29 protein-coding genes are annotated in these 25,945 nt (G+C 38.0%); 1 reads left to right on the forward strand and 28 read right to left on the reverse strand.

Annotated elements, in window-relative coordinates; all coding sequences use genetic code 11:
* Positions 1–166 precede the first annotated feature (166 nt).
* The 9 genes from panD to RRV45_RS13925 all read right to left on the reverse strand — a co-directional run bounded on the left by panD (position 167) and on the right by RRV45_RS13925 (position 7,461).
* Positions 167–553 (reverse strand): aspartate 1-decarboxylase, encoded by a 387-nt coding sequence (gene panD / locus RRV45_RS13885; RefSeq protein ID WP_315665284.1) that lies wholly within the window; start codon positions 551–553, stop codon positions 167–169.
* Positions 554–568: 15 nt separating this feature from the next.
* Positions 569–1,414 (reverse strand): pantoate--beta-alanine ligase, encoded by an 846-nt coding sequence (panC, locus tag RRV45_RS13890; RefSeq protein WP_315665285.1) that lies wholly within the window; start codon positions 1,412–1,414, stop codon positions 569–571.
* The gene (gene panB / locus RRV45_RS13895; RefSeq protein WP_315665286.1) at positions 1,411–2,247 is read right to left on the reverse strand and encodes a 3-methyl-2-oxobutanoate hydroxymethyltransferase; all 837 of its coding nucleotides are present in this window, start codon (positions 2,245–2,247) and stop codon (positions 1,411–1,413) included. The genes panC and panB overlap by 4 nt, the downstream gene beginning before the upstream one ends.
* Positions 2,248–2,553: 306 nt before the next feature.
* The gene (locus tag RRV45_RS13900) at positions 2,554–3,534 is read right to left on the reverse strand and encodes a biotin--[acetyl-CoA-carboxylase] ligase (protein ID WP_315665287.1); all 981 of its coding nucleotides are present in this window, start codon (positions 3,532–3,534) and stop codon (positions 2,554–2,556) included.
* Entirely contained in the window at positions 3,519–4,718 is a 1,200-nt protein-coding gene (locus RRV45_RS13905; RefSeq protein ID WP_315665288.1) for a CCA tRNA nucleotidyltransferase, read from the reverse strand. Before RRV45_RS13905 ends, RRV45_RS13900 begins: the two co-directional genes overlap by 16 nt.
* A complete protein-coding gene (gene bshA / locus RRV45_RS13910) occupies positions 4,715–5,860 on the reverse strand; it encodes an N-acetyl-alpha-D-glucosaminyl L-malate synthase BshA (RefSeq protein WP_315665289.1) in 1,146 nt (381 codons plus the stop codon). Before bshA ends, RRV45_RS13905 begins: the two co-directional genes overlap by 4 nt.
* Before the next feature lie 21 nt (positions 5,861–5,881).
* Positions 5,882–6,301, reverse strand: coding sequence for a methylglyoxal synthase (mgsA, locus tag RRV45_RS13915; RefSeq protein WP_315665290.1), 420 nt, complete (start codon positions 6,299–6,301; stop codon positions 5,882–5,884).
* A 16-nt stretch (positions 6,302–6,317) separates the two neighbouring features.
* On the reverse strand, positions 6,318–7,118 hold the full coding sequence (dapB, locus tag RRV45_RS13920) for a 4-hydroxy-tetrahydrodipicolinate reductase (RefSeq protein WP_315665291.1): 801 nt from the start codon (positions 7,116–7,118) through the stop codon (positions 6,318–6,320).
* A gap of 1 nt (position 7,119) precedes the next feature.
* The gene (locus RRV45_RS13925) at positions 7,120–7,461 is read right to left on the reverse strand and encodes a nucleotide pyrophosphohydrolase (protein WP_315665292.1); all 342 of its coding nucleotides are present in this window, start codon (positions 7,459–7,461) and stop codon (positions 7,120–7,122) included.
* 193 nt (positions 7,462–7,654) lie between these two features.
* Here RRV45_RS13925 and RRV45_RS13930 point away from each other — a divergent pair, with 193 nt between their 5' ends.
* Positions 7,655–8,515: a YitT family protein gene (locus RRV45_RS13930; RefSeq protein ID WP_315665293.1), complete on the forward strand. Its 861-nt coding sequence runs from the start codon at positions 7,655–7,657 to the stop codon at positions 8,513–8,515.
* A 30-nt stretch (positions 8,516–8,545) separates the two neighbouring features.
* Here RRV45_RS13930 and RRV45_RS13935 read toward each other — a convergent pair whose 3' ends face one another.
* The 19 genes from RRV45_RS13935 to hepT all read right to left on the reverse strand — a co-directional run bounded on the left by RRV45_RS13935 (position 8,546) and on the right by hepT (position 25,902).
* Positions 8,546–9,226 (reverse strand): zinc metallopeptidase, encoded by a 681-nt coding sequence (locus tag RRV45_RS13935; RefSeq protein ID WP_315665294.1) that lies wholly within the window; start codon positions 9,224–9,226, stop codon positions 8,546–8,548.
* A gap of 123 nt (positions 9,227–9,349) precedes the next feature.
* Positions 9,350–10,144 carry a sporulation protein YpjB gene (gene ypjB, locus RRV45_RS13940; RefSeq protein WP_315665295.1) on the reverse strand — a complete coding sequence of 265 codons (795 nt, stop codon included), beginning with the start codon at positions 10,142–10,144 and terminating at the stop codon, positions 9,350–9,352.
* A gap of 61 nt (positions 10,145–10,205) precedes the next feature.
* Complete coding sequence (locus RRV45_RS13945) at positions 10,206–10,805, reverse strand: lipoprotein heptaprenylglyceryl N-acetyltransferase LhaT (protein WP_315665296.1); 600 nt, start codon at positions 10,803–10,805, stop codon at positions 10,206–10,208.
* A gap of 135 nt (positions 10,806–10,940) precedes the next feature.
* Positions 10,941–11,708: a menaquinol-cytochrome c reductase cytochrome b/c subunit gene (locus RRV45_RS13950; RefSeq protein WP_315665297.1), complete on the reverse strand. Its 768-nt coding sequence runs from the start codon at positions 11,706–11,708 to the stop codon at positions 10,941–10,943.
* Positions 11,709–11,752: 44 nt separating this feature from the next.
* Positions 11,753–12,427, reverse strand: coding sequence for a menaquinol-cytochrome c reductase cytochrome b subunit (qcrB, locus tag RRV45_RS13955; protein ID WP_066294312.1), 675 nt, complete (start codon positions 12,425–12,427; stop codon positions 11,753–11,755).
* 3 nt (positions 12,428–12,430) lie between these two features.
* Positions 12,431–12,937, reverse strand: a complete 507-nt coding sequence (locus tag RRV45_RS13960) for a ubiquinol-cytochrome c reductase iron-sulfur subunit (RefSeq protein ID WP_315665298.1) — start codon at positions 12,935–12,937, stop codon at positions 12,431–12,433.
* A gap of 273 nt (positions 12,938–13,210) precedes the next feature.
* A complete protein-coding gene (locus RRV45_RS13965; protein ID WP_315665299.1) occupies positions 13,211–13,675 on the reverse strand; it encodes a YpiF family protein in 465 nt (154 codons plus the stop codon).
* Positions 13,676–14,011: 336 nt separating this feature from the next.
* Positions 14,012–14,554 (reverse strand): ReoY family proteolytic degradation factor, encoded by a 543-nt coding sequence (locus RRV45_RS13970; protein WP_315665300.1) that lies wholly within the window; start codon positions 14,552–14,554, stop codon positions 14,012–14,014.
* A 52-nt stretch (positions 14,555–14,606) separates the two neighbouring features.
* The gene (locus RRV45_RS13975; protein WP_315665301.1) at positions 14,607–15,866 is read right to left on the reverse strand and encodes a tetratricopeptide repeat protein; all 1,260 of its coding nucleotides are present in this window, start codon (positions 15,864–15,866) and stop codon (positions 14,607–14,609) included.
* A 19-nt stretch (positions 15,867–15,885) separates the two neighbouring features.
* Positions 15,886–16,779 carry a hypothetical protein gene (locus RRV45_RS13980; protein ID WP_315665302.1) on the reverse strand — a complete coding sequence of 298 codons (894 nt, stop codon included), beginning with the start codon at positions 16,777–16,779 and terminating at the stop codon, positions 15,886–15,888.
* A 138-nt stretch (positions 16,780–16,917) separates the two neighbouring features.
* On the reverse strand, positions 16,918–18,207 hold the full coding sequence (aroA, locus tag RRV45_RS13985; protein WP_315665303.1) for a 3-phosphoshikimate 1-carboxyvinyltransferase: 1,290 nt from the start codon (positions 18,205–18,207) through the stop codon (positions 16,918–16,920).
* A gap of 52 nt (positions 18,208–18,259) precedes the next feature.
* Positions 18,260–19,366 carry a prephenate dehydrogenase gene (locus RRV45_RS13990; protein ID WP_315665304.1) on the reverse strand — a complete coding sequence of 369 codons (1,107 nt, stop codon included), beginning with the start codon at positions 19,364–19,366 and terminating at the stop codon, positions 18,260–18,262.
* An 88-nt stretch (positions 19,367–19,454) separates the two neighbouring features.
* Positions 19,455–20,555: a histidinol-phosphate transaminase gene (gene hisC / locus RRV45_RS13995; protein ID WP_315665305.1), complete on the reverse strand. Its 1,101-nt coding sequence runs from the start codon at positions 20,553–20,555 to the stop codon at positions 19,455–19,457.
* A gap of 56 nt (positions 20,556–20,611) precedes the next feature.
* Entirely contained in the window at positions 20,612–20,986 is a 375-nt protein-coding gene (aroH, locus tag RRV45_RS14000; protein ID WP_315665306.1) for a chorismate mutase, read from the reverse strand.
* A 13-nt stretch (positions 20,987–20,999) separates the two neighbouring features.
* Positions 21,000–22,076, reverse strand: coding sequence for a 3-dehydroquinate synthase (gene aroB, locus RRV45_RS14005; protein WP_315665307.1), 1,077 nt, complete (start codon positions 22,074–22,076; stop codon positions 21,000–21,002).
* Positions 22,076–23,248: a chorismate synthase gene (gene aroC, locus RRV45_RS14010; RefSeq protein ID WP_315665308.1), complete on the reverse strand. Its 1,173-nt coding sequence runs from the start codon at positions 23,246–23,248 to the stop codon at positions 22,076–22,078. Before aroC ends, aroB begins: the two co-directional genes overlap by 1 nt.
* A gap of 215 nt (positions 23,249–23,463) precedes the next feature.
* The gene (locus RRV45_RS14015; protein WP_315665309.1) at positions 23,464–24,237 is read right to left on the reverse strand and encodes a CheR family methyltransferase; all 774 of its coding nucleotides are present in this window, start codon (positions 24,235–24,237) and stop codon (positions 23,464–23,466) included.
* Positions 24,238–24,373: 136 nt separating this feature from the next.
* A complete protein-coding gene (gene ndk / locus RRV45_RS14020) occupies positions 24,374–24,820 on the reverse strand; it encodes a nucleoside-diphosphate kinase (protein WP_315665310.1) in 447 nt (148 codons plus the stop codon).
* A gap of 119 nt (positions 24,821–24,939) precedes the next feature.
* Entirely contained in the window at positions 24,940–25,902 is a 963-nt protein-coding gene (gene hepT / locus RRV45_RS14025) for a heptaprenyl diphosphate synthase component II (RefSeq protein ID WP_315665311.1), read from the reverse strand.
* Between the last annotated feature and the right edge of the window lie 43 nt (positions 25,903–25,945).

Below are 25,945 nucleotides of genomic sequence, written 5' to 3' on the forward strand. Positions count from 1 at the left end.
TCTAACATTCAGTCAATCAAACGGTATCATAAAAACGGAAAAAGAAAAAGAATTAATGCCATTCATTATATATTTTAGGCAATTTTCAATGTTTTCAAAAGAGGATTGGACAAAAAAGCCGACTCGGTTATATAAACCGGTCAGCCTTTTTACATTAAGAAATCAATTACATCATGATGGTTTTTTCAGGTTCCTTATTTATTATTTCCTTAATTCTATTTTTTTCGTCCATTATAGCCACTTTAGGCTGATGCATATAAATTTTATCCTCAGCAACTAACGCATAGGAAATAATAATAACAACATCTCCCTCTTGGACAAGTCTTGCTGCAGCACCATTTACACAAATGACACCACTGCCTCTTTCTCCAGGAATGATATACGTTTCAAACCTTGCTCCATTGTTATTATTAACGATTTGCACCTTTTCATTTGGAATCATTCCGACTGCATCAAGAATATCTGTATCAATTGTAATGCTGCCAACATAGTTCAAATTAGCTTCTGTCACAACTGCTCTATGAATTTTACCATTCATCATGGTGCGGAACATGATGTTTCCCCCTATTTAAATAGCTAATATTAAATTATCAATAAGTCGGGCTTTGGAGAACTTTACGGCTAAAGCAATAATTATATTTCCTTCTATACGTTCTATCTCTTTAAGGTCTGGATAAGAGTAGATTTCAATATAATCGATTGTCCCGCTCGTCTTTTCGGAAATCATTTCTTTCATAGACGAGATAATTAGTTGAGAGTTCCTTTCACCCTCTTCAATCATGGCTTTTGCCTTGAGAAGACTTTTGTATAGAATAGGTGCTTGTTCTCTTTCTTCTGGGAGCAAATAAACATTTCTTGAGCTTTTGGCTAGCCCATCATGTTCTCTCACAATGTCCACTGGCACAATCTTGATGGGGAAATGAAAATCGTTCACAAGTCCTTCCACAACGGCTAACTGCTGAGCATCTTTTTTGCCAAAATAAGCTTTATTCGGCTGAACTATATTAAAAAGCTTTGTTAAAACTGTCACAACCCCATCAAAGTGGCCAGGTCGGGATTGTCCGCATAATACATCCGTCCGATCTTTAGCGATTACGGTAACCGATAACGGTGCGGGATACATCTCCTCTGGGGATGGATTGAAAATATAGTCAACCTGATGTTTTTCAGCTAAAGTGGAATCACGGTCAAAATCTCTTGGATATGAACTTAGATCTTCACTTGGCCCGAATTGGAGCGGATTTACGAAAATACTTAATACGACTAAATCATTTTCTTGCCTTGCATGATCAATTAATGTCAGATGGCCCTCATGTAAATAACCCATTGTAGGGACATAGCCAATTGATTTCCCTGACATTTTCTCTTGTAACATTATTTGCTGCATGTCGCTAATGGATGTAATGACTTTCATACTTTTCCTCCGTACAAACTTAAAAGCTCAGTTTCTTTCATCGAGAAACTATGCTCTTCTCTAGGAAATTCCCCTTGTTTCACTTCAGTCACATAGGCAGTAATGCCTTGATCAATGACCTCATTCATATTTGAATATTTCTTAACAAACTTTGGTACTCTTTCAACACCATAAGAAAGTACATCATGATAGACAAGAACTTGCCCATCCGTATCAATGCCAGCACCGATTCCAATTGTCGGGATTGTCAGGCATTCGGAAACTTCCTTTGCCAGCTGCTTCGGAACACATTCTAATACAACGGCAAATGCACCAGCCTGCTCGCATTTTTTCGCGTCTTCGATCAGCTTACGTGCCGCTTCTGCACTTTTGCCTTGAACCTTATAGCCTCCAAGCACTGCAACAGATTGTGGTGTTAGTCCGAGATGAGCCATGACAGGTATACCAGCCTTCGTTAATGCTTCGATTCCGTCAATCACTTCATCTGCACCTTCAACTTTAACGGCATGTGCCCCTGTTTCTTGAATAATGCGCGCACCATTTATAAGTGTGTCGCGAACTGACAGATGATAGCTCATGAATGGCATATCTACTACAATAAAGGTGTCCCCAGCTCCTCTTTTGACAGCCTTTCCATGATGAATCATGTCTTCTACCGTAACAGGGATGGTTGAATCATATCCTAAAACAACCATTCCAAGTGAATCACCGACTAAAATCATATCAACCCTGGCTTTTTCTGCTTGCTTAGCAGCCGGAAAATCGTAAGCTGTCAGAACAGCAATCTTCTCACCATTCTCCTTCATTTTCAAAAAATCAGTCGTTTGCTTCATCCTTATTCCTCCTTTTAATTAAGGAAGAGGGTGAAAAACAAAGAAAAAAATCCTTCTGTAAGCAGAAGGATTCCGAATTCGTTTCGTTCTTTATTATGTCTCATCCCTCTGTCCCGGTCCATTTTTGGATCTAGGCAGAATATCTTTAATTTTTAGGTGTTCCCAGATGTTTCCATTGATGAAAAAAAATCACCTAACGATACACGGTGCAGTTCAACTTGAGGATACTGCCCAATCATTTAGCTTACGCTAGACAGCTTAAGTATAACAAATTAATAATTAATTTGACTACAAAAACTTTTTAGTTTATTTAAGTTCAATGTCTGCTGAGTAAACATGGTGGACCTTGCCCTTTTCATCTTCAATCATTAGAACACCATCTTCTGTTATACCCATTGCTTTTCCATGGATACTTCCCGTTATCGTTCTAGCGGTTATGATTTTACCTATGCTGATGGCATAGCTTTCCCAAAGCAACTTTATAGGATAGAAGCCTTTTTCTAAGTAAAGTGCATATAAATTCTCCAATTTGCTTAACAGAATTTTTACTAATTCTGCTCTTTGAAGTTTTTTACCGCTTTCGATAGCTAGCGAGGTAGCTATATTATGCAGCTCCTCAGGATAATCTTCCTTCTGCTGATTTACATTAATGCCAATCCCGATAATTATGGAAGTGATTCGGTCTGCATCAGCTTGAAGCTCAGTTAATATTCCAGTCACTTTCTTCCCATTAATTAAAATGTCATTCGGCCATTTTATTTGCGGGGTTAGGTTTGTAAACTCTTCTATGGCTTGTACAACAGCAACTGCCGCAATTAATGTTAGCTGCGGGGCTTTTTGAGGAGGTATATTTGGTCGAAGAATTACACTCATCCAAACTCCGGTATATTTCGGAGAATGCCATTTCCGGTCCATTCTTCCCCTGCCCAAAACCTGCTCCTCTGCGATAATGACTGTTCCTTCTGGAGCATCTTCATTTGCAAGCCGATGGGCAATTTTTTGGGTAGAGTCAACACTTTCCTCATAATGAATATTTTTTCCAAAAGACTTTGTTACTAGCCCTAATCTTATCTCATCAGCTGTAATTCTTTCCGGAATCTTTGTAATTCGATAACCTTTCTTGCGTACAGCTTCGAGTTCAAATCCGTCCTTACGCAACTCTTCTATATGCTTCCAGACCGCTGTCCTTGAGCATCCTAAAAGATCGGCTAAATATTGGCCAGACAAATATTCATCGTCATTTATTGTGAAAGCATCGAGCAGTTTCTTCCTTAACTCTGATTGCACCCTAACAGCCACTCCTTTAACGAATCTTTGCGATTACTGATTTGCTTATTTAAAACTGCGACCTCAACTTCTCCTAATTTTTCCTTTATCCAAGGTCCAGGGGATTTCTGATACCACTCTTGCAGGTCAGTTCCTGTAACCTGTAATTCACCTCGCTGTTTAATGGGCAATAAATGATAACTTAACAGTAATCTTTCAATATCGATGATTACATCCTGATTATGTAATACATTATAGATTTTTTCTGTTCCCTCAATGATTTCAGCGCCTGCATCGAACATTGCTTTATTTGTCCAATTGCTTCTTTCTCTAAAATCCAGCCAAAATAATAATTGATGGATTTTTTTTATTTGTTTCACTGGCAGCTTCCAATTTTTCATAAAATCATTAACTTTATGTAAATCAATCTTAAAAAGATAAAGTAGCAGTCCCCACATTTCATTAACTGAAAGCTTGCTGCAATCATACTTAGCTATATTTGTTATTGTTTCGATATGTGGTTTCATTCCTGGCAAATAGTTTAAAAGGCCAGTGTCAGCTAGTACAAGCAATGCTTGGATTCGATTATTTCCAGCCAAAAGCTTTTCGAACTCCGCTAGTTTCCTCTCTGTTGAGATCTTTGCAAGTAACGAAGCGGAAGTTTTCAAGGCCTGATAGGTGGTCTCTTCAATTCGAAAGCCTAGCTGGCTATAGAACCGGACAGCACGCATCATTCTTAAAGCATCCTCAGAAAAACGATCCTCTGCCTTCCCAACGGTCTTTATCATTTTTTCCTTAATAGCCTGTCTGCCTAGAAACGGATCAATAAACCTGCCTTCCTTGTCCATCGCAATCGCATTCATCGTAAAATCTCTGCGTTTTAAATCTTCATGTAATGACCGGATAAATTGAACCTCGGACGGCCGTCTAAAGTCCACATACTCTGCTTCTGTTCGAAAGGTTGTCACTTCATATGGAATTCCATTAAATAGGACTATAATGGTCCCATGCTCAATTCCCACATCAACAGTTTTCGGAAAAATATTTCTAATTTCATCAGGTGTTGCAGAGGTAGCAATATCGACATCTGCAATTTCCTTCTCTAACAAATAATCTCTAACCGATCCACCTACAAAATAAGCTTCATAGCCTGACTCTTGAATTTTTGATAAAAGGGGAATTGCTTTTAGAAAAGATTCCTTCACATCACGTCATCCTCTTTAAGTAGGTTGTAATATATATTCTCATATTGAGTGACAATAAGTTCTGAGCGAAAGTTATGGTACGCAGTGTTTATGGCCTCTCTGGAAAACCGTTGGTGGAGTTCCTCATTAGTTAGCATAGCGATGCCTTTTTCAGCAATTGCTGGAATATCGCCAAGCTCACATAAATAGCCGTTTTGCCCGTTAGAAATCACTTCTGGAATGCCTCCGACATTTGTTCCGATACAAGGTACTCCACAAGCCATCGCTTCTAGAGCAACTAAACCAAAGCTTTCTTTTTCCGAAAGCAACAGCATTAAATCACTTATGGAATAAAGCTCCTCTAGATTATCCTGCTTACCTAATAAAAGTACCTTTTCATGAATGTCCAATTGGTTTACTAGACCGCAAACGACAGTCATCTCAGGGCCATCACCAACAAGCATCAGCTTGGCAGGGACTTTTTCAGCTATTTTGGCAAATGCTTTTACTACATCCTGAACTCTTTTCACCCCGCGGAAATTTGAAACATGGATGACAACCTTTTCGTCCTCTGTAATCCCATATTCCTTCCGTAAATAAGAAGAATCCATTAAACGGTATACACGCTCATCAATAAAGTTATATACTACTTCAATCTTTTTTTCTGGTTTGATGACATCGTATGTTTGTGCGGTTAAGGAGTTAGAAACTGCCGTAACGGCATCAGATTTTTCTATTCCAAATCGGATTGCTCCCGTTAAAGACTGGTCATAGCCAAGAACGGTAATATCCGTTCCGTGTAAAGTAGTAACAATTTTAATATCGCGTTCACTCATTTGCTTGGCGAGAATGGCACAGACAGCATGTGGAATTGCATAATGGACATGAAGCAAATCAAGATTTTCCCGTTTAATGACTTCAGCCATCTTACTCGCAAGGGCAATATCATATGGAGGATATTGAAAAACAGAATATTGATTTACATCTACTTGATGGTAAAAAATATTTGAATGCATTCTATTTAATCGAAACGGAAGGCTTGAGGTTATGAAATGAATCTCATGCCCTCTTTCAGCAAGCTTTTTACCTAATTCAGTCGCTATAGCTCCAGATCCGCCTACTGTCGGATAACAGGTTATGCCAATTTTTAATTTTGTTTTCATTCGTTTTCACCAAATATTATCTCAAACATCCTGACCACCGCTTTTTCCGTAGACAATTGTTCTCCAAGATAAATCCCCGCGTTCAAGTCCTTTAATCAGGATTTCTGCTGTCCCCATATTTGTAGCTAGCGGGACTGAATATACATCACATAAGCGCATTAATGCAGTCACATCTGGCTCATGGGGCTGCGCTGTTAAAGGATCCCTGAAGAATATCACTATATCCATTTTATTATTTGCTACTAATGCACCAATTTCCTGATCTCCACCAAAAGGGCCAGATTGAAATCTATGAATATTCAAGCCTGTTTCATTAATTAATCTAGAGCCTGTCGTTCCTGTGGCAAAAAGGGTATGCTCAGCTAAAATATTTTTATACGCTGTTACAAAACGTACAAGATCATTCTTTTTTTTATCATGTGCAATCAAAGCTATATTCATCTAATTCCCACCCTTACTAATCCAAGATGTTTTCTAGTCCATAAATTAAAGTATCAATTTTTAACACAGTATCTACAGCATGTTTTACCCCTGACATAAAGGAGGCACGATTATAAGAGTCATGCCGGATTGTTAAGGTTTGTCCTTCTGAACCAAACATCACTTGCTGATGGGCAATTAAACCTGGCAATCTGACTGAATGGATGTGCATCCCTTCAAAATCTGCCCCTCTTGCACCAGAAATTGTTTCCTTTTCGTTCGGATGACCTTGTTTTTTCGGCTCCCTGACCGCTGCAATCATTTCCGCTGTTTTTACTGCTGTTCCTGACGGAGCGTCCAGCTTTTGATCATGATGGAGTTCAATAATTTCTACATCATTGAAATATCTCCCCGCCATTTGTGCAAACTTCATCATTAAAATAGCACCTATGGCAAAATTAGGCGCAATAATACAACCTAGTTCCTTATCACGACATAGCGATTCAAGCTCGTTAAGATCCTCTTTACTGAAGCCTGTTGTTCCGACAACCGGTCTAACCCCATGTGCTAATGCCGTTTTCGTATGGAGCATGCCATATTCAGGCGTAGTTAAATCGATAAGGACATCTGTATCAATTTCCTGGAAGCATTGAGACATATCAGTATAGATAGGAATATCAATTCCGCTAAAACCATCAAAATTACTGAGCAAGCCTCCTCCATTTTTGTGATCAACTACTGCTACGAGCTGATAATTATCAGTTTCCTGCACGAGCTGAACGGCTTCTCTTCCCATTCTTCCTCTTGCTCCTGCAATGACAATTTTGATTTTTTCCATGTTATTTATCCCCCTGATCTTCAATTCTTGTCCAACGGTCTTTATCACGAGTATTAAATTTATTCATTACTCCATTATGTGCAGTTTCAAGATCAATATTTAATGAATTAGCTAGGCATATGAGGACAAATAACGTATCCCCCAATTCTTCTTCAATCGCTTTTTCTGTTTCGGTAGCTTTTTTCGGTTTCTCACCGTATTGATGATTGATCTCTCTTGCAAGCTCGCCTAGCTCCTCTGTTAGCCTTGCCAACATAGCAAGAGGACTAAAATACCCTTCTTTAAATTGGCTTATGTATGTATCCACTTCTTCTTGCAAATCTTTCATTGTTTTTTCTTGCACGCTTAATTTCATCCCTTCTTATGTTTAAAGGTAAACCTACTATTTCCCTTCTTTCATGTTAGCTAAACGATAGTTCTTTTACAAATATTTTTTATTAAATATAAGGTGGATCCGTTTGTCAAACTCCCTTGACTTTATCCTTGATAAACGGGCACAATAATTTATGTAGGAAATTGGAAGCGGAGGATTTTATATGAAATTGAAAAATAGTTTTTTTATCTTGTTTGGAGCTGCTATCTTTTCTTTCGGCATCGTTCATTTTAATATGCAAAATAATTTATCAGAAGGCGGATTTACTGGAATTACCCTTCTTTTATATTTCCTATTTAAATGGGATCCTTCGTATACAAACTTATTGTTAAATATCCCGCTATTTTTTATAGGCTGGAAATTACTCGGAAAACAGTCATTCCTCTATACAATTCTCGGTACTGTCAGCGTATCAGTCTTTTTATGGATATTTCAGCGTAATCAAATACATATGCCCCTTAATGAAGACCTAACACTTGCTGCATTATTTGCTGGTGTTTTTATCGGTATAGGCCTAGGGATAATATTCCGTTTTGGGGGAACAACTGGCGGAGTTGATATTATCGCAAGATTAGTGAACAAATACGCAGGCATAAGCATGGGGAGAACAATGTTCATATTTGATGCTGCTGTCATTACACTATCATTAATTTTTTATTTATCCTATCAAGAGGCAATGTATACACTTGTTGCAGTATTTGTCGGAGCAAGAGTAATTGATTTTATGCAGGAAGGCGCCTATTCCGCAAGAGGAGCAATGATTATTTCTGATTTAAATGATGAAATAGCCGAAAAGATTATGACAGAAATGGAACGTGGCGTGACTGTCCTTAGAGGATATGGATCCTTTACTAAAAAGGATCGGGAAGTTTTATACTGTGTAGTTGGAAAGAATGAGATAATCCGTTTAAAAAATGTTGTTAACTCTGTTGATCCCCATGCCTTTGTTTCGGTTACAGTTGTCCACGATGTGTTAGGGGAAGGCTTTACATTGGATGAAAATAAAAAGCCAATTGAACATTAATACATAACAAAACCAGCCAAATGGCTGGTTTTAGTCTTGTCTTTGCATTCCAGTATAAATAAGGATTAAGCGGAGTAATTCTAAGACGGCAACTGCAGCTGCTGCTACATAAGTAAGTGCTGCAGCATTTAGCACCTTTCTCGTTTCCCTTTCTTCATCGTTTCTGATGATGCCAAGTGATACGATTTGATCCATCGCACGGTTGGATGCATTAAATTCAACTGGAAGAGTGACAAGTTGGAAGACTACAGCTGACGCCATAAAAATAATGCCAAGTAACACAAATCCGCTTAAACCTGCAAAGAAACCGATCATAATTAGGATCCAAGAAAAATTGGAACCGATATTTGCGACTGGAACAAGCGTATGGCGGAAACGTAAAGGTGCGTATTCCTGCTGATCCTGTATGGCATGACCGACTTCATGGGCTGCAATTGCCGCAGCGGCTACGGAGTGACCATGGAAATTTGCAGTTGACAGCCTTACTGTTTTAGAACGCGGATCATAATGGTCTGTTAAATGACCTCTTACTTCCTCAACACTTACATGGAATAATCCATTCGAGTCCAGAATTCGTCTTGCAACCTCCGCACCTCTCATATGTGATGAGGCTGGGACTTTTGAAAATTTTGTATATGAGCCCTTCACTCTCATTTGCGCCCATAGCGGAATCAAAATAATGATAGCAAAGTATATAAGGTACCCACCCATTGCTATCCCTCCTTATTCAGCTTTTCTCAGATGCAACATCTAATATGTTGGTAGAACAAATAAGCCCACTCCTCAAAATAAGTAAAGCTTATTATATTATTGTATTTTTGCTGAAAGATGGCGTCAATCTTTTTGCCTTCTGGAAAGGGATTTCTCCTTTTCCTTATCTCCCTTATATTTTCTCCAGCCAACGTAGGATAATGTAAGAATAATGATGCTTCCTGTTGAAATGATCACCCACCATAAGGAAGGATCTGCTTCGTCTTCAGTCATTTCATCAAATAATAGCTGTAAATCTGCCTCTAATGCTTCGAGCTCCATTTGGCTGGCTGATTCCGTTAATACTTGAGGACGATATTTATCAATAAAATCGATTTTTGCATCTAATCTTTGTATCTGTTCTCTATCCACATTGATTTTTATACTGGGATAAATCATGTCATACAATGATAAAAATGAATTCAATGTACTATGAAATTGCTGTTTATCACCAGTGTAAGCAGCTTCCTTTACCTCTGAAAAAACAGTCATAATGGGTGATTCCATTTCAGTCCATAACGGTTGATATGGTGAAGTAATAGCATCCATAACAAGCCTGAACTTCGTTACGCGGTTAATTTTCTCATCATGATTCATTGTAGCGTTGGCAGTAGCCTGTACAGCCTCATCATGAGAAATCGTTAAGATCCTCAACTCATCCGCAGTAAATGAGATTTCTTTTCCCGTTACTGAAACAAATTGTTCTGAGAAATAATCTAGAAGCTTTTTGGCATCTTCATACCGATGAAGCTTAACCATCTGCAATGCTTCATCCGATAATTGATCCAATCTATCTACAGGTGAGGTTTCGTTTGCGATAACTGATATAGGCAATAATAGAAAACATATAATGACTGTAACAATAAACCTAGCTTTCATTCTTGTCCCCCCTCAAATTACTATTAAATATCTATGAGAGATGGGACAAGGTTATACCTATTCAATAAGAATTCAATTTTAAGGTAAATCGATTTTTTCTTAATGTAAAAAAAGCAGTAACGCCTATAGAGAACAAGCTCAGCCAAAATGTAAAATAACCAATTTGTGGCGTATATAAGTCTAAAATAGGGTAACGAGGAAGCATAAAAAACACATAATCTATTACATCATTATGTAATGTCCAAATACTTGTAACAACTAAATGCCAAATTTTAATACGATAAAATGGAGCATACAGCACACCTTGAACAGCCATGGCACCATGAGAAAGTATTAGCATGAGGGCAACTAAATCCAATTCTCCTGTTACATTAAAAACTAGCAAATTCATCACTACAGCCCATACTCCATATTTAATGAGTGTTACAATAGCCAATGCTTCAAAAAGGGGCCAGTTTTTCCCAAGCAAAAAGGCAATCAATACGAAAACAAAAAACAAACTAGCTGTTGGACTGTCTGGAACAAAAGGCAAGAAAATGGGCGGTGTCTCAACGAGTTGCCACTTATACCAAATATACCCGTAAATGGTCCCTGCTATATTCACGATTAATAACAGCCATAGTACGGCTCGGTGAGCAAGGATAGGATAAATCCACTTCATGAAGATCCTCTTTTCTATTTTAATTATCTATATTGATTATTTTACCATAGAGATTTTATTATAGCCGGCTAGAAAGTTTTTTTATGCTTTTGAGCATAAAAAAAAAGCTGACGCGAAATCGTCAGCTTTTTTTATTTATTTACTTGTTAAACCTGAAATATATTCAGCAAGTACTTGTAATTCTTCATCCGTACCTTTGAACATACCAGGAGGCATGCTGCCAACACCATTTTTCGCAATCTCTGAAACTTCTTCTGGAGTTAATCCAGTGTCGATAAGAGCAGGTGAACCTGCACCACCGGTAAGTTCAGCTCCGTGACATGACAAGCAATTGTTTGATTCCAGAAGTTTATAGCCTTCTGCTTCAGTATCAATATCAACTTCTGCTACGATTTTCCCTTGGTTTGCAGCAGCTTCCCAGTCATGATAAGCTACAGACTGCCAAGTTAGGAATGTAATACCTGCAATAGCTAAAAGCATAAATCCAGTTGCTAATGGTCGTTTAGATGGTCTGCGTTCAGGACCACGGTCAATAAATGGTGCTAACAGTAAAGCCCCAAATGCTAGACCTGGAATAATAAACGCACCTACTGCATTGTATGGTCCAGATGCATAAGTATACTTAAGCAATTGGTATAAGAATAAGAAATACCAGTCTGGAAGCGGAATATAAGCTGTATCACTCGGATCAGCTATTTTTTCTAACGGTGGTTCATGTGCAATTGTTAAACATAAAAATCCGATTAAGAAAACAGCACCAACCATCCATTCCTTTAATAGGAAGTTCGGCCAGAACGCCTCTGTTTTTCCAGGGTATTCCGAGTAATCTTTCGGAATATTCGGTTTACGTTCAGCAGGAACACGAGAGTCACCTACGAATTTCATACCTTTACCACGATGCATTGGGCGATTCCCCCTCCTTTTTCAAAATTATCGTAATCGTATTTTTACAATGGACCTGAAATACCTTGTTTACGAATCATTACAAAGTGTGCTGCCATTAACCCGAATAAGGCTGCAGGCAAGAAGAATACGTGAATCGCGAAGAAGCGGGTAATCGTTTGAGCACCGACAATTTCCGGATCTCCTGCAATTAGCGTTTTTAATTGCATACCAATAAGTGGAGTTGATTCAATAATTTGCATTGTAACTTTTGTTGCAAATAATGCTTTCATATCCCAAGGCAATAAATAGCCAGTTAATCCAAGTGCTAGCATAACGAAGAAAATAAGTACTCCAACAACCCAGTTTAACTCACGCGGCTTCTTATAAGCACCTTGGAAGAAAACACGAAGCGTATGTAAGAACATCATTACAATGACTAGGCTTGCTCCCCAGTGATGCATTCCACGGACAATTTGTCCAAAAGCAACATGGTTTTGCAAGTAATATACAGATTCCCATGCATTTTTGATATCTGGAACATAATACATCGTTAAGAACATTCCAGACAAGATTTGGATAACAGTAACGAAGAACGTTAAACCGCCAAAGCAGTAAACGAATGCAGAAAAATGGTGTGCCGGGTTTACGTGCTCAGGCACTTCATGGTCCGCGATGTCGCGCCATAAAGGCGTAATATCTAAACGTTCATCTACCCAATCATAAATTTTGTTTAACAATGATTACGCCCCCTTTTTCGGCTCAGCTTTTCCTAAGTATAGGAAACCGTCTTTTTCAATGTAAGGATATACGTCAAGCGATGCAAATGGCGGAGTTCCAGGAACGTTCGTACCATCCTTTGTATAAAGACCGCCATGACATGGACAGTAGAAATGATTCGGATTAGACTTGTCAGTATCCCAGTCAACTACACACCCCAAATGTTTACATACAGGCGATAAAGCAACAATTTCATCTTTTTCGTCTTTGTAAACCCATGCTGTACCAGATACGTCTGAAGTATACCAAGCATCCTGCTGTTCAAATGTAAAGTCAACCCGAGTTGGAACCTCGGTAATTTCAGCAACTTTTTGTTTAGTTGGAATGAAATCACTTTCAGCTTTCGCTTGCAATACTGGGTCAATCGCAAAACGAACCATAGGCATTAACATACCTGCAGCCATGAAACCGCCTACACCAGTTAGAGTATAACTAAGGAATTGACGTCTAGATACACGATTTTTGCTCATACTTTTCCCCCCTCTATTATGAAGTTAAGTCCAACGGACATAGTTCAACACAATATAAAACTAGGACATAATCATGATATATCAATCTCCATTGAAGGTCAATATAATCCTTTGGTAAAAACATGTAGACTCTGTGACATATTCTAATTATTTTAAATTTAATTACATATTTTATATAAATAAGAGCATAATTATTAACCAAAATTCCCCTACTCATTCAGACATTCCTTGATTATTAATTACATTCAATTGAATATTTACATATTCCTAGGATTATTCAGCGTTTTGCCATTTTTGCATAAACAGATTTAATAGCTGTTTTACTTGATCCTCAAGTATTGTATTTCGATTCCGCTCATCCATATGCTCAAGTGGAATCGATGGCAGCCAAATTAAACTTCCATCGAGTTGATCTTCCATTGACTTCCAGCTGCTGTCAGAGGTGACATGAAAAACATGCTTAAAACCATTAGCAAACAATTCATTCTCCCAAAACTTTATATCTCCACTAAGCTTGTCCGCTGATGCTGATTTAAGATAAGAATATCCTGGCAGCATCATAACCCTGCCCCTAAACTGTCTTTCTAGCTGAACACTAAGTAAAGAAATAAACTCACTCATCGAAGCTGATTGTTTCATATCATTGCCGAGGGAGACAGGAAGCAACGGGATTACTGCCGTATCCACATACTCCTTTGACTGAAGAAACTTATCAATATCCTGGGAAATCCACTTCATCCAACTCACTCCATATTTCTAATTTTTCCTATTTATCTTATCACTAATACGAATATTCGACAAAAGTTAAAAGCGGAAGCGCCTTGACCACCCCCGACAAGCACAAGCCCAGCCTCCCGGAAAGGTTGAACTTTACCTTTCTGGGAGGCTGGGCTTGTGACCTCGAGGTCGACAAAAACGCGACGTCCTCCCAAAAGCTCACTTTTGGTCGTACGATGTATTGCTGACGAAGCGTTCCTTGTCCTGTCGCATTGTCGACACTAGTACGTCCTGTACATCGGGGGTAGGCGCTAGAGCTAGAAAAAATAAAAGCCTGCTAATCATAGCAAGCAATCATTAAGGCTTTAATTTTCTTAGTTCTTCAGTTAATTGGATGAAAGCTGATTCGTCTTGATTATCCAAAGCCTCATCAATTTTTTTAAGAAGGCTCTCTCTTTGGAATTTCTTTATGCTGTCGCAAAGGAACTTTTCAGCAACCATTTTATCCTTTTCACTAATTTCCATTTTATTCGGTAAAAATGGATTCTCCTCCAAAACAGCCGCATATTGATGGGCTTTATTGGATGCGTGAAAATTTAACTGGATAAAGATATCCTCCTCACGATTAAGCCGTATGTCGTGAAAAGATTTCTCTGCATCAGTCGTCATGACATTTTCCTTGTAGAATCGAAACGGGACTTCGTCAACACAATGAGTTGACATGATTAATCCTTTCGGACAATACTGTGCATGCTCAACAAAATGAACTTTTTCCATTAACTGATCGTGGCTCATTAAATAGTTAAGAATCCATACACATTCCCGTCTCTTTAATTGATAATGGTTTAGAAACCAGCGAATAAAATCTTTTTTCTCGTTGACAGATACAGGGGCTGACATATTCGATTCCCTCCTCTGCTATTACAAAATTAATAAGCCTATTTCATTTTAATCATTGTTCCAAAAGTCTTTGTAATATTTCCTGATATTCAATGATGCCTGGTTCAATTTTCACTAATTTACTAAAAACTTCGGCAGCCTCAGTGCTTTTTCCTTCCTCAATTAAAAAATTTCCGTAATCTATTAGAAAATCCGGCTCTTCCTTAAAGAAAGTATATGCACGATTGTATTTGTTTAATGCCAATGAATATTCTTCAAGCTGGTGATGGGCTAAGGCTGAATCCCAAATAAGTTGCGGCTCCTCTTCCTCAAAATCACTTAACAATTCCGTAATTTCCAAAACATCCTTATATCTTTCCTGCCTTAGAAAAAACTTTGTTAAACTGGCCCCTGCTTCAATATATTCTGGGTCAAGTGCAAGCGCCTCTCTTAATAAATTTTCCGCTTCCTGTTCCTTGCCTACCTTTAGCGCAAGTTTACCGCCATATAAATAAAGCTCTTTATTATATTCGTCATATTGAATTCCCATCTTAATCGCATTAAAGCTGTTTTCTAATTCCTCTTCACGCTCGTAAGCCTTGGAAAGATTGATATATAATGAATGATATTCGGGATCAAGCTCCTTTAATTCATTAAACTTTTCGATTGCTGTTCTATTATATCCTGCCTGCAATGCTGTAAATGCATAGCTAAACAGCGTATTAATTTCAAGTTTATCCTCCATTGCTTTTTCATAGTATGGCAAAGCCTCCTCGAATGCTCCTCCCACGCTGAGAACCTCAGCCAGCCTTTGATTAACATTCACGCCCGCGATGATTTCATCCGTTTTAAGGACTTGTCCATAGATTTTCGCAGCCTCGAGAAACCTGCCTTGTTCTGCGTAAAGCTCTCCAAGTGCAAAATCAACAATAACCTCTTTAGGTAAGATCTTTTTTGCTTTTAACAGCTTTTGTTCACTCACCTCATATAAACCTTCCATTTGATAAAGGTCTGCAAGCAGCAATAACGATTGCGGGAAACTTGGATCTTCCTCTTGTACTTTTTCAAGAACAAGGATTGCTTCATCCTCTTCCCCGAGGTCAATATGGGTTTCTGCTAAAAGGACAAGCAGTTCTCCCTCTTCCGGATAAGATTCAAGCAGTCTTTCAAATAGTTTTTTTGCTTCTTCCAGAAATCCGTAGTGCAGCAATTCCTCACCTAGAACAAATCTTTCTTCATGTGACCCATTTAATAAAATGCTTTGATAATGGATCAATGCTTCTTCATGTTGACCGCTTTCAAGCAACTTAATAATCTCACTAATTTTTTCCATATCTAAATTCCTTTCATGTCTAAACGTCAATCCTAAAAAAAGATGGTGTCTTTATTTTAACATGCTTGCCATATCCTGGCCTAAAAACTACATTACTGCCGGAACGGACCACATCTCCATTTTGAACTGTAATAACTAACTTTTCTCTATGATAATGAAACAATTGCGATTCTTCAATTTTTCGGATTTCTCTGCTTTTCAAATAAAAATTATAAGACAATTCACACCCTTGGTAAATGCCTCCCTTGAACGGATATATCCCAATCTTAGATAGAATGGCTTTTGGAATTGGCTGATCTTCTGTTAATTCATCTTCCACAAACGGTATCTTCTCTTCATTCATGAGCCTATTCCATTCATTTGCATCCTGTTTATTGGCATTCATAAATATGGGTATTAGGGGGCTGTTATATGGAAACATAGCCTCCCGAAGCCATCCCCATGGCAAATCGTACAGCTCGTCCATTTGATATATATCCACAAAAATAGCAGGAACTTTTTCTTGCTTGCATTTTCTTAAAAAGGATTGGGTTAATAAACGGATAGGAACCCGAACACCTATAATATAATCAATGGGGCTATTTAGCAGCTGAACTTTCAAACGGTTTATCGCGTTTGATAACTCATATTCATACTTTATAGTTGCCATTGTTAAGAAAGCTGTGCAACCCTTTAAGATAAATTCTTCAATATAATATTTTTTCATCTCTAGAAAAGGCTTATCAAACGGAAAATCTTTTTTATACAGGATAGAAGTGGGGGTCATAATAAATGGTTCTGCATTCATTTTTGTATACTTATACCTTTTAAAGTCCTGTTTAATTGACAAAATAGATCCGTTATCAATTAGAAGTGAGGCTTTTGTTAACTTCTGGTCCCTTAGGATATTGGCGTATTCAATGATATATGTCATAAAACCACCCTTTTTACGGTCTTATGACAAGCTATGAAAAATATTTTTATTTATGATTATTTATTAAGAAGTTATTATCAATTTAATATATGTAACAAAACAAAAAGAGGCTGATAGGCAGCCTCCTATAAATATAGGTTAATTACTAAGACTTTCTAAATGTGTAAAAAAGGAAGGATAGGAAATATAAATTGATTCTTCATTTTCGAGCTGCACGTCTTCCTTACAAATAGCTGCGGCTATGGCAAGCATCATTCCAATTCTATGATCGCCATAACTTGAAACGATTCCACCGTTCAATTGAGAGTTTCCTTTAATAATCATTCCATCCTCAGTTGCTTCAATGTTTGCACCAAGCTTTGTAAGCTCATTTACTACCGTATCTATTCGGTTTGTCTCTTTAACCTTTAATTCCTCAGCATCTTTAATAACAGTTTCACCCTCAGCTTGCGATGCTAAAAGAGCGATAACTGGTATTTCATCAATTAATCTAGGGATTAAGTCGCCTTCAATCGTTATTCCCTTAAGATTGGATGTTTTAATTGTTATATCTCCACATGGTTCAAAGGTATCGTCCTCATATGGAACTATGGTCATATCAGCGCCCATTGCCTTCATCACATCAATAATTCCCGTTCTTGTCGGATTTAAGCCAACATTTTTTAATGTTATGCAGCTATTAGGTATGATAGCTCCTGCAACAAGGAAGAAAGCTGCAGATGAAATATCGCCTGGAACATGAATAGAAGTTCCTGTCAGCTTCTGACCACCCTTTATGCGAACTGTACGTTCATCTGCTTCGATTATACCTCCGAATTTTCTTATCATTCTCTCAGTATGATCCCTAGTTTTCGCTGGCTCAATAATGGTTGTAGTCCCATTAGCTTGTAATCCCGCAAACAATAGGGAAGACTTTACTTGAGCACTTGCAACAGGTAATGAATACTCTATTGGTTTTAAAGACCCGCCAGATATAGATATAGGTGTATATTCACCATTCTTTCTTCCTTGTATGGCTGCACCCATCGTTTGTAAAGGCTTTGTCACCCTTGTCATCGGTCTTTTTCCGATAGATTCGTCTCCAACTAATACGGAATGAAATGGGCGTCCAGCAAGGATTCCTAACAGTAAACGAATAGTTGTTCCTGAATTTCCAACATCTAATATTTCAGAAGGTTCCTTTAGCCCATCAATGCCGTTTCCCTCAATAATCACTTTATCTTCTAGCTGCTGAATAGGTATGCCTAATTTCTTAAAGCAGGCGATTGTACTTAAACAATCCTCCCCCAACAAAAAGTTGGTAACAGTCGTTTTTCCTTCTGCAATAGCCCCAAACATGATGGATCGGTGAGAGATTGATTTATCACCTGGAATATTGATTGTACCCCTTAATGAAGGGATATTGGTCTTTAATTTAATTGGCTTCAAAAAAAACACCCCTTATTAACATGCTTTTTTCTTCCATTTCTTCGTAACAAACTTAAATTCCTACAGAGGTTTCAAAATTAGTGTAATTATGAATACAAATCTCAGCACGTGCACGATCTTCTTCTGTTTGAAAACTAATAACTAGAATTCCATTAATATCCACTCGAGTTTCTAGGATTCGAATATTCGTAATGCTTATCTCCTCTTTTGCTAAATATCCTGTAATCTCAGAAATTACACCTGGATAGTCAGGGATATCAACAAAAAGATCGTAAAAGGATGGGATGGCTCCTTTTTCTTTTTGCGGCAATTCATCACGAAATTGCTTAGCACGATGAAAATAATGATAAATCTCATGTTCATTTTCTTCGGAAAGCATGTTAGAGACTTTCTGCATTTCTTTTTGCCAATCATCAAGAAGATGTAACATAACCTCTTTATTATGTAGTAAGATGTCTTTCCACATTTCAGGGTTACTAGATGCAATTCTTGTTACATCACGAAAGCCTCCTGCTGCCAAACTCGGTACAAGCTTCTGCTTTGCACTTGTTTTCTCAGCCTGATGAACGAGAGAAGCTGCGATAATATGAGGAAAATGGCTGATAACTCCTGTCAAATAATCATGTTCCTGTGGGGATAGAGTAATAAATCTTGCTTTTGTCCCAGAAAGCCAATCTTGCAGTTCCTGCAGTCTATCGTTTGCAATGTGATCTTCAGGAGTAAAAATATAAAAGGCGTTTTCAAAAAGGATCGATTTCGCAGCAGTTACACCGCTTTTATGTGACCCAGCCATCGGATGCCCGCCAATAAAAGTGATTCCTCTTTTCTTAAAAGCATCTGCCAATTGAACGATTTCCTTTTTCGTACTGCCAGCATCCGAAATAATAACTTGATTTTTTAAAGGAACATTTTCTAAAACTTTAAAAATCTGTTCAGTTACTTTCACTGGAGTAGCAATTAAAATTAGGTCAGCATGTTCAGCGCCTTCTTCAATTGATACGGCTATTTCATCGATAACTCCAAGCATCCTTCCAAGCTTCGACTGCTCTTCATTGATATCGAATCCAATGACAACTGCGTCCTTGTGAGTCTTTTTAATGCATAATGCCAATGATCCCCCGATTAATCCTAAACCTATAATAAATACACGGCCTTTCAAGCGGCTCACCACCTTTATGATTGAAATTAGTGGGAAAATAGGTTCAGAGGCCATAGCAGCCTCTGATTTCTAATAAAAAATAGTTTTCTTAAGAAACGATTGACTTTTCAGCTAATAGTTCGGACATGATGTTAATTACACCTTCGTTTTGTTCCTTTGAACCAACTGTCACCCTCACACAAGTAGGGAAGCCTAGCGCCTTGCCTGAACGGACGATAAAACCTCTTTCGAGTAAATATTGAAACACTTCATTTCCGTCCTTGTTAAAATCAATTAATATAAAGTTTGCTTGTGAAGGGTAATAGCTTAAACCATTCTCCTCACAAAATGTATAGAATTGTTCCAGACCTTCACGGTTTTTTTGTTTACAAAAATTAACATACTCTTTGTCTTCAAGAGCTGCTATTGCTGCGGCCTGGGCTATTGTATTGACATTAAATGGTTCCCTAGCTGGTTCTAATGTTTTAATGATTTCAGATTGGCTGATTCCAAATCCAACACGGAGGCTTGCTAAGCCATAAACTTTTGAGAATGTACGCAAAACGATAATATTAGGAAAACGATCCAGTAAATTTACAGAACTGTTATAGTCCTCAGCAACAGCATAGTCAAAGTAAGCCTCATCAATCACTACTAGAATATCATTAGGGACTTTCTCTAAGAAAGAAATTAAACGATCTTCACTTATATAAGTGCCTGTCGGATTATTTGGGTTACAAACCCACACTACTGAAGTTAACTCACCAATAGCCTCAAGCATTCCATCAAGATCATGTTCCCCGTTTATTTGTGGAATTTCCTTAACCTCTGCTCCATCAATGATGGCGTTATGTTTATACTGCGAAAAGGTTTGTGAAGCCATTACTGTATTTGTGCCTGGTTTTAAAAGAGCCCTTGAGATAATTTGGATGAGGTTATCAGCCCCATTGCCAAAAATAAATTGTGACGGGCTTAAACCGAAATAGCTAGCAATCGTTTCTCTTAAATTGGTAGCATTCCCATCTGGATATAAAGGAAATGAAACAGATGAACTTTTGATAGCTGCAATCACATTTTCGGAGCATCCAAAAGGATTTTCATTGGATGCCAGTTTAACAATTTTCTCTAAACCATATTGTCTTTTTACTTCATCGATTGGTTTCCCGGGTTGATATGGGGATAATTGAAGCAACTGCTCTTTCCATTTCATAATGACTCACCTTTTCTTTTCAATGTCGTAATTAATCAGTGTGAAATTGATTAGTGTTAGAACTTGTCAGCAGTATTTAAATCAGGTCTTAGCTTAATTGCATTTCCTAAGTATATGTGACTAATATCTTGTTGCGAAATATTTGTGTTCACATGCATCATTACACGAATACATCTTTCTAATGAGGATTCTACTGGAATTTCCCTCATACACATAACAGGAACATACTTCCAGCCATCAATTAATCTCATCGCTCTTGCAGGGAATACTGCTGTGATATCCTCTGTCACTGAAATGAAGACAGATGCAACCGTTTCAGCATCGATCGAATTTTCCTCAATCATCTTCCTCAGCAAAATCTCAGTTGCCTCAATTATTTCCATTTCATTATTTTCATTTACCGTAGTAGCCCCTCTAACTCCACGTATCACATGCAACCCTCCCTTATTGTTGAAAATATTCTAGCTGCTTAACCAATTGCGCTTCTGAAACCTCACATAATCCGGGATTACCGATTTCCTTTAATAGAACAAAGTTTACTTTTTGGCCGATGGACTTTTTATCTTGTTTCATACGCTCAATTAAATGTTGAGCCGTTAATGCTTTAGGGATTTCGGTCTCATAGCCAAGACGAGTGAGCCAATTTCTTAATGGTTCAATATCAAAGGGAAGACCTGTCATGTTTTTGCTTAATTGCAAGGCAAACAGCATACCGATCAATATAGATTCCCCATGCGTCCATTTACCGTAGCCCATTTCAGCTTCAATAGCATGGCCAAGCGTATGGCCAAAATTTAAGTAAGCACGGATTCCGGACTCTTTCTCATCCTTTGAAACAAAATAGTTCTTAATTTCAATCCCCTTAACTAAGGCATATTGCAAACTCTTCCCGTCAAATTCCTCTAGGGAATTCACATGGTTTAACAGCCATTCATAAAAGGATGGATCATGAATTAAACTATGCTTGATAACTTCGGCAAACCCTGATCGTCTTTCATTTAGTGGAAGAGATCGCAGAAAATGCAAATCATAGAATACAGCTTCCGGCTGATAAAAAGCGCCGATCATATTTTTTCCCAATGGATGATTAATAGCCACTTTACCGCCTACAGCGCTATCATGTGCTAAGATTGTTGTTGGCACTTGGAGAAAAGGGATTCCCCGCATGAATGTAGATGCTACAAATCCGCCTAGATCTCCAATTGCTCCACCGCCAAATGCAATCAATAACGATTTCCTATCCAGCCTCTTTTCCAAAGCAAAACTTAGTGACTGATAATATACATCAAAGGTTTTCGCTTTTTCTCCGCTTGGAACGATGCAGAATTCCACTTTAAAATTTGATAAGGCAGATTTCATGCTATCTAAATAAAGCTCTGCAACTGTTTCATCAGTCATGACCATAATCGTTGTTAAAGAAGGGAATTTTTCTTGAATAAATGAACTGACTTGATTGATAACCCCTGGGCTAACATAAACAGGATATGTTTTCGAATTTGTTTCAATGGTTACGGTGTCCATTAGAAATCCCTCGCAAACTCTCTTTGCCCATCAATAATTTCCTTTAGTGTTTCAAACCGGTCTGAGTAATATTGATCTACGATTGCAGCTGCTAATTCCCAAGCTATAACATTCTCTGCCACAACTGCTGCGGCAGGAACCGCACAGCTATCTGATCTCTCAATGCTTGCTGAAAATGGCTCCTTTGTTTCAATATCAACACTTTGAAGCGGCTTATATAAGGTAGGAATTGGCTTCATAACGCCTCTTACTACAATTGGCATGCCCGTTGACATTCCGCCTTCTAAACCGCCTAATCGATTCGATTTACGGTAGTAGCCTTGTTCCTGGCTCCATGCAATTTCATCATGAACCTCACTGCCAGGCTTGCTTGCAGCTTCAAAGCCGATGCCAATCTCTACACCTTTAAAGGCATTGATGCTCATAATCCCGCTAGCTAATTTAGCATCTAGCTTCCGATCATAATGAACATAGCTGCCGACTCCAGGAGGCATACCTTCAACAATCACTTCAACAATGCCGCCAATAGAATCACCCTGCTCTTTTGCATCATCAATAGCCTTCATCATTTCCTGTTCAGCATTCTGATCAATACAGCGAACTGGTGAGGCTTCTGAAATCTCCTTTAGCTTTTCAAGCGTTTCATATTCTCTAACTGCAGACCTGACTCCGCCAATTTCTATCACATGAGAAGCGATATTAATTCCAAGTTCAGCCAATAGTTTTTTAGCTACTGCCCCTGCTGCCACTCTTACTGTTGTTTCTCTAGCTGAAGAACGTTCAAGTACATTTCTCATATCTCTGTGTCCATATTTAAGAGCGCCGTTCAAATCAGCATGCCCAGGGCGGGGGCGAGTAATTTTTCTTTTTATTTCGTCTTCTTCTTCTGGAGCAATTGGCTCTTGCCCCATAATTTTCGTCCAATGCTTCCAATCATTATTTTCAACAACTAATGCAACTGGGGATCCTAAAGTGTAACCATGCCTGACTCCCCCAGTAATTTGTACTGTATCCTTTTCAATTTGCATTCTTCTGCCTCGGCCATGTCCTTTTTGACGTCTAGCCAATTCTAAATTTATATCAGAAGCAAGCAAAGGCAATCCCGCTGGCAGCCCCTCAATAATAGCGGTAAGCTGCGGGCCATGTGATTCACCTGAAGTTAAATATCTCAAAGCTCTTTCCCCCTTCAACTCATTAAAGAATTATGTATCAATATAACATATCGGCAAAAATATGAATAGTAAAAATAGAAAATTCATTTAATTTTTTGTAAAAAAACAATAATTAAGCGGATATAGCTTCTATTCTCTAAATGCGTTCAAATTTAACACGAAAAATATTTACTTCAAAAAAGAAAGAAGCCTGTATCGATACAGACTCCTTATCTTTATTTTTTTCTATAGAAAAAAGTATCCTCCGTTTCAAAATCATATTTATTCGGATTAAATATTTGCTCTGTGCTGCCTACAAAAAAGATGCCATCTGTTTTTAAAGCATGGCTAAATTTATAATAGAGCTCATCCTTCGCCTCTTCTGTAAAATAGATAAGGACATTTCGGCAAACAATGAGATCAAAAGGTCCGCTAAATGGATCTGACAGCAGATTTTGCTTTCTAAAGGTTACGGTTTTTTTAATGTCATCTGACACCTTATAAAAGCTTCCTTCCTTAACAAAGTATTTCTTCTTCATTTCCGCAGGGACTTCGTTCAATGATCTTTCAGGATATGTACCAATCTTTGCTCTTGCAATGACATTTTCATCAATATCTGTTGCCAATATTTGCACTTGGGATAATGGCATGAAATTTGACATTATCATAGCTAACGTATATGGCTCTTCACCAGTTGAGCAAGCAGCACTCCATATTTTTAATCGCCTGTTATTTGCCAGCAATTTAGGAAGTATTTTTTTCTCTAGCACCTCCCACCTTTTTGAATTTCTGTAAAACTCAGAAACGTTAATGGTCATTCGGTCCAAAAATTCATTTAATAGCACACCATCTTTTCTAATTGCCTCAAAAAAATCTTGAAAAGTCTTGAATCCCTTCTTTTCATAAAGAGATAGAAGTCGCCTTTTCATTTGTGCTTCTTTATATAAAGAGAGATCAATTCCTGTTTTTTTCTTTATATTTACAATAAAACTCTGATAATCACTAGACATTGCCCTTCTCCCCTAGTTCATTCTATTCACCACATAAGTATAGCTGAAATTTTGACAAAAAGGACCAAAATTTGTTACAAAAACCTTTCATTAACAAAAAAAAGCACCCGCAATCCATTGCGAGTACTCTTTCCATTTAGTTAATCCATTCATTCATTAGCTTTGAATATTCAACAAGCTCAGCTTGGTTAAAGAATAAGCCGATTTCACGTTCTGCACTTGCAGGTGAATCAGAACCATGAATAATATTTTTTCCTACAGTAGCTGCGAAATCACCACGGATCGTGCCTGGTGCTGCATCTTTCGGATTCGTTGCTCCCATCATTTGACGAGCTGTTGCAATTACATTTTCACCTTCCCAAACCATTGCGAAAACAGGGCCTGAAGTGATGAAATCTACTAATTCGCCGAAGAAAGGGCGCTCTTTGTGCTCGCCATAATGCTGCTCAGCAAGTTCCTTTGAAATGCTCATAAGCTTACCGCCAACAAGCTGAAAACCCTTCTTTTCGAAGCGAGCTACAATCTCACCAATTAAATTACGCTGAACGCCGTCAGGCTTAACCATTAAAAATGTTTTTTCCATGAATTTCAACTCCTAAAGCTATGTATAGTGAATTATCCTATTACGGTAATCCACGAAAATATTAACATTGTTTTGAAGATAATACAAGTTCATTAAAAAGACATTGAACCTAATTGTGATTAAAAACTTCTTTTGCCAATTACTTTCGCAATATCGATTAATGTCTTCTTTGCACGATTTTGCGGGAGTTCCTTTAATATATCCAGTGCCTTGTTTAAATATAAATCACTGACCTGCAGAGATCTTTCGATGGCGCCAGAGCTCTTAATCAGCGAAATGATTCTTTCAATATCACTCCGTTCTGTCGTCTCTCGAACTTGAATAATCTCTTTTCGGATTTCTTCATCCTCCATGGCAAACAAAACCGGCAAAGTAATATTGCCTTGGTGAAGGTCATCTCCAGCAGGTTTCCCCAGGTCTTTTTCCGTGCCTGTAAAATCAAGGACATCATCAATAATCTGATAGGACATTCCGACATAATATCCAAAGCGATAAAGCATTTTATGAATCTTTTCATCAACGTCAGCTGCAATTGCACCAAGCTGACAGCTGACAGCTATAAGAATCGCTGTTTTCCGTTTAATTCTTCGGAAGTAATCACGAATATTTTGTTCGAAATTATATTTATCCTGAATCTGTTCAATTTCCCCAATACAGAGTTCTACCAAAGTGTTAGACAAAATCTGGTGAGTAAATGGTTTCTCAATTTCTGTAATCAGTTCCAAAGAACGAGCAAAAATATAATCTCCTGTATACATGGCGACTTTATTGTCCCATTTGGCCTTAATAGTCGGCTTTCCCCTTCTTAATTCTGCGTCATCAATGACATCATCATGAACGAGAGAAGCCATGTGAATTAACTCAAGCGCAACTGCCACATTTTTTATTTTATTTATGTCATAGGCACCAAACTTGCCAGCAAGCAAAACAAAAACAGGGCGGATTCTTTTTCCCCCGGCTTTTAATAAATGCAAGGATGCTTTGTGTAATAAAGGAGACTCCGCTTGAACTGTTTCTTCGAGAGTTTGCTCTATATTTTTTAAATCTGAATTTAGAAATGAATACATCATTTTTAATTTCATTTCTCATACTCACCCAGCTTAAAATCCTGTCTGCAGCTTCCAT

This window comes from Bacillus sp. DTU_2020_1000418_1_SI_GHA_SEK_038 (genome assembly GCF_032341175.1).
Classification (GTDB): domain Bacteria; phylum Bacillota; class Bacilli; order Bacillales; family Cytobacillaceae; genus Cytobacillus.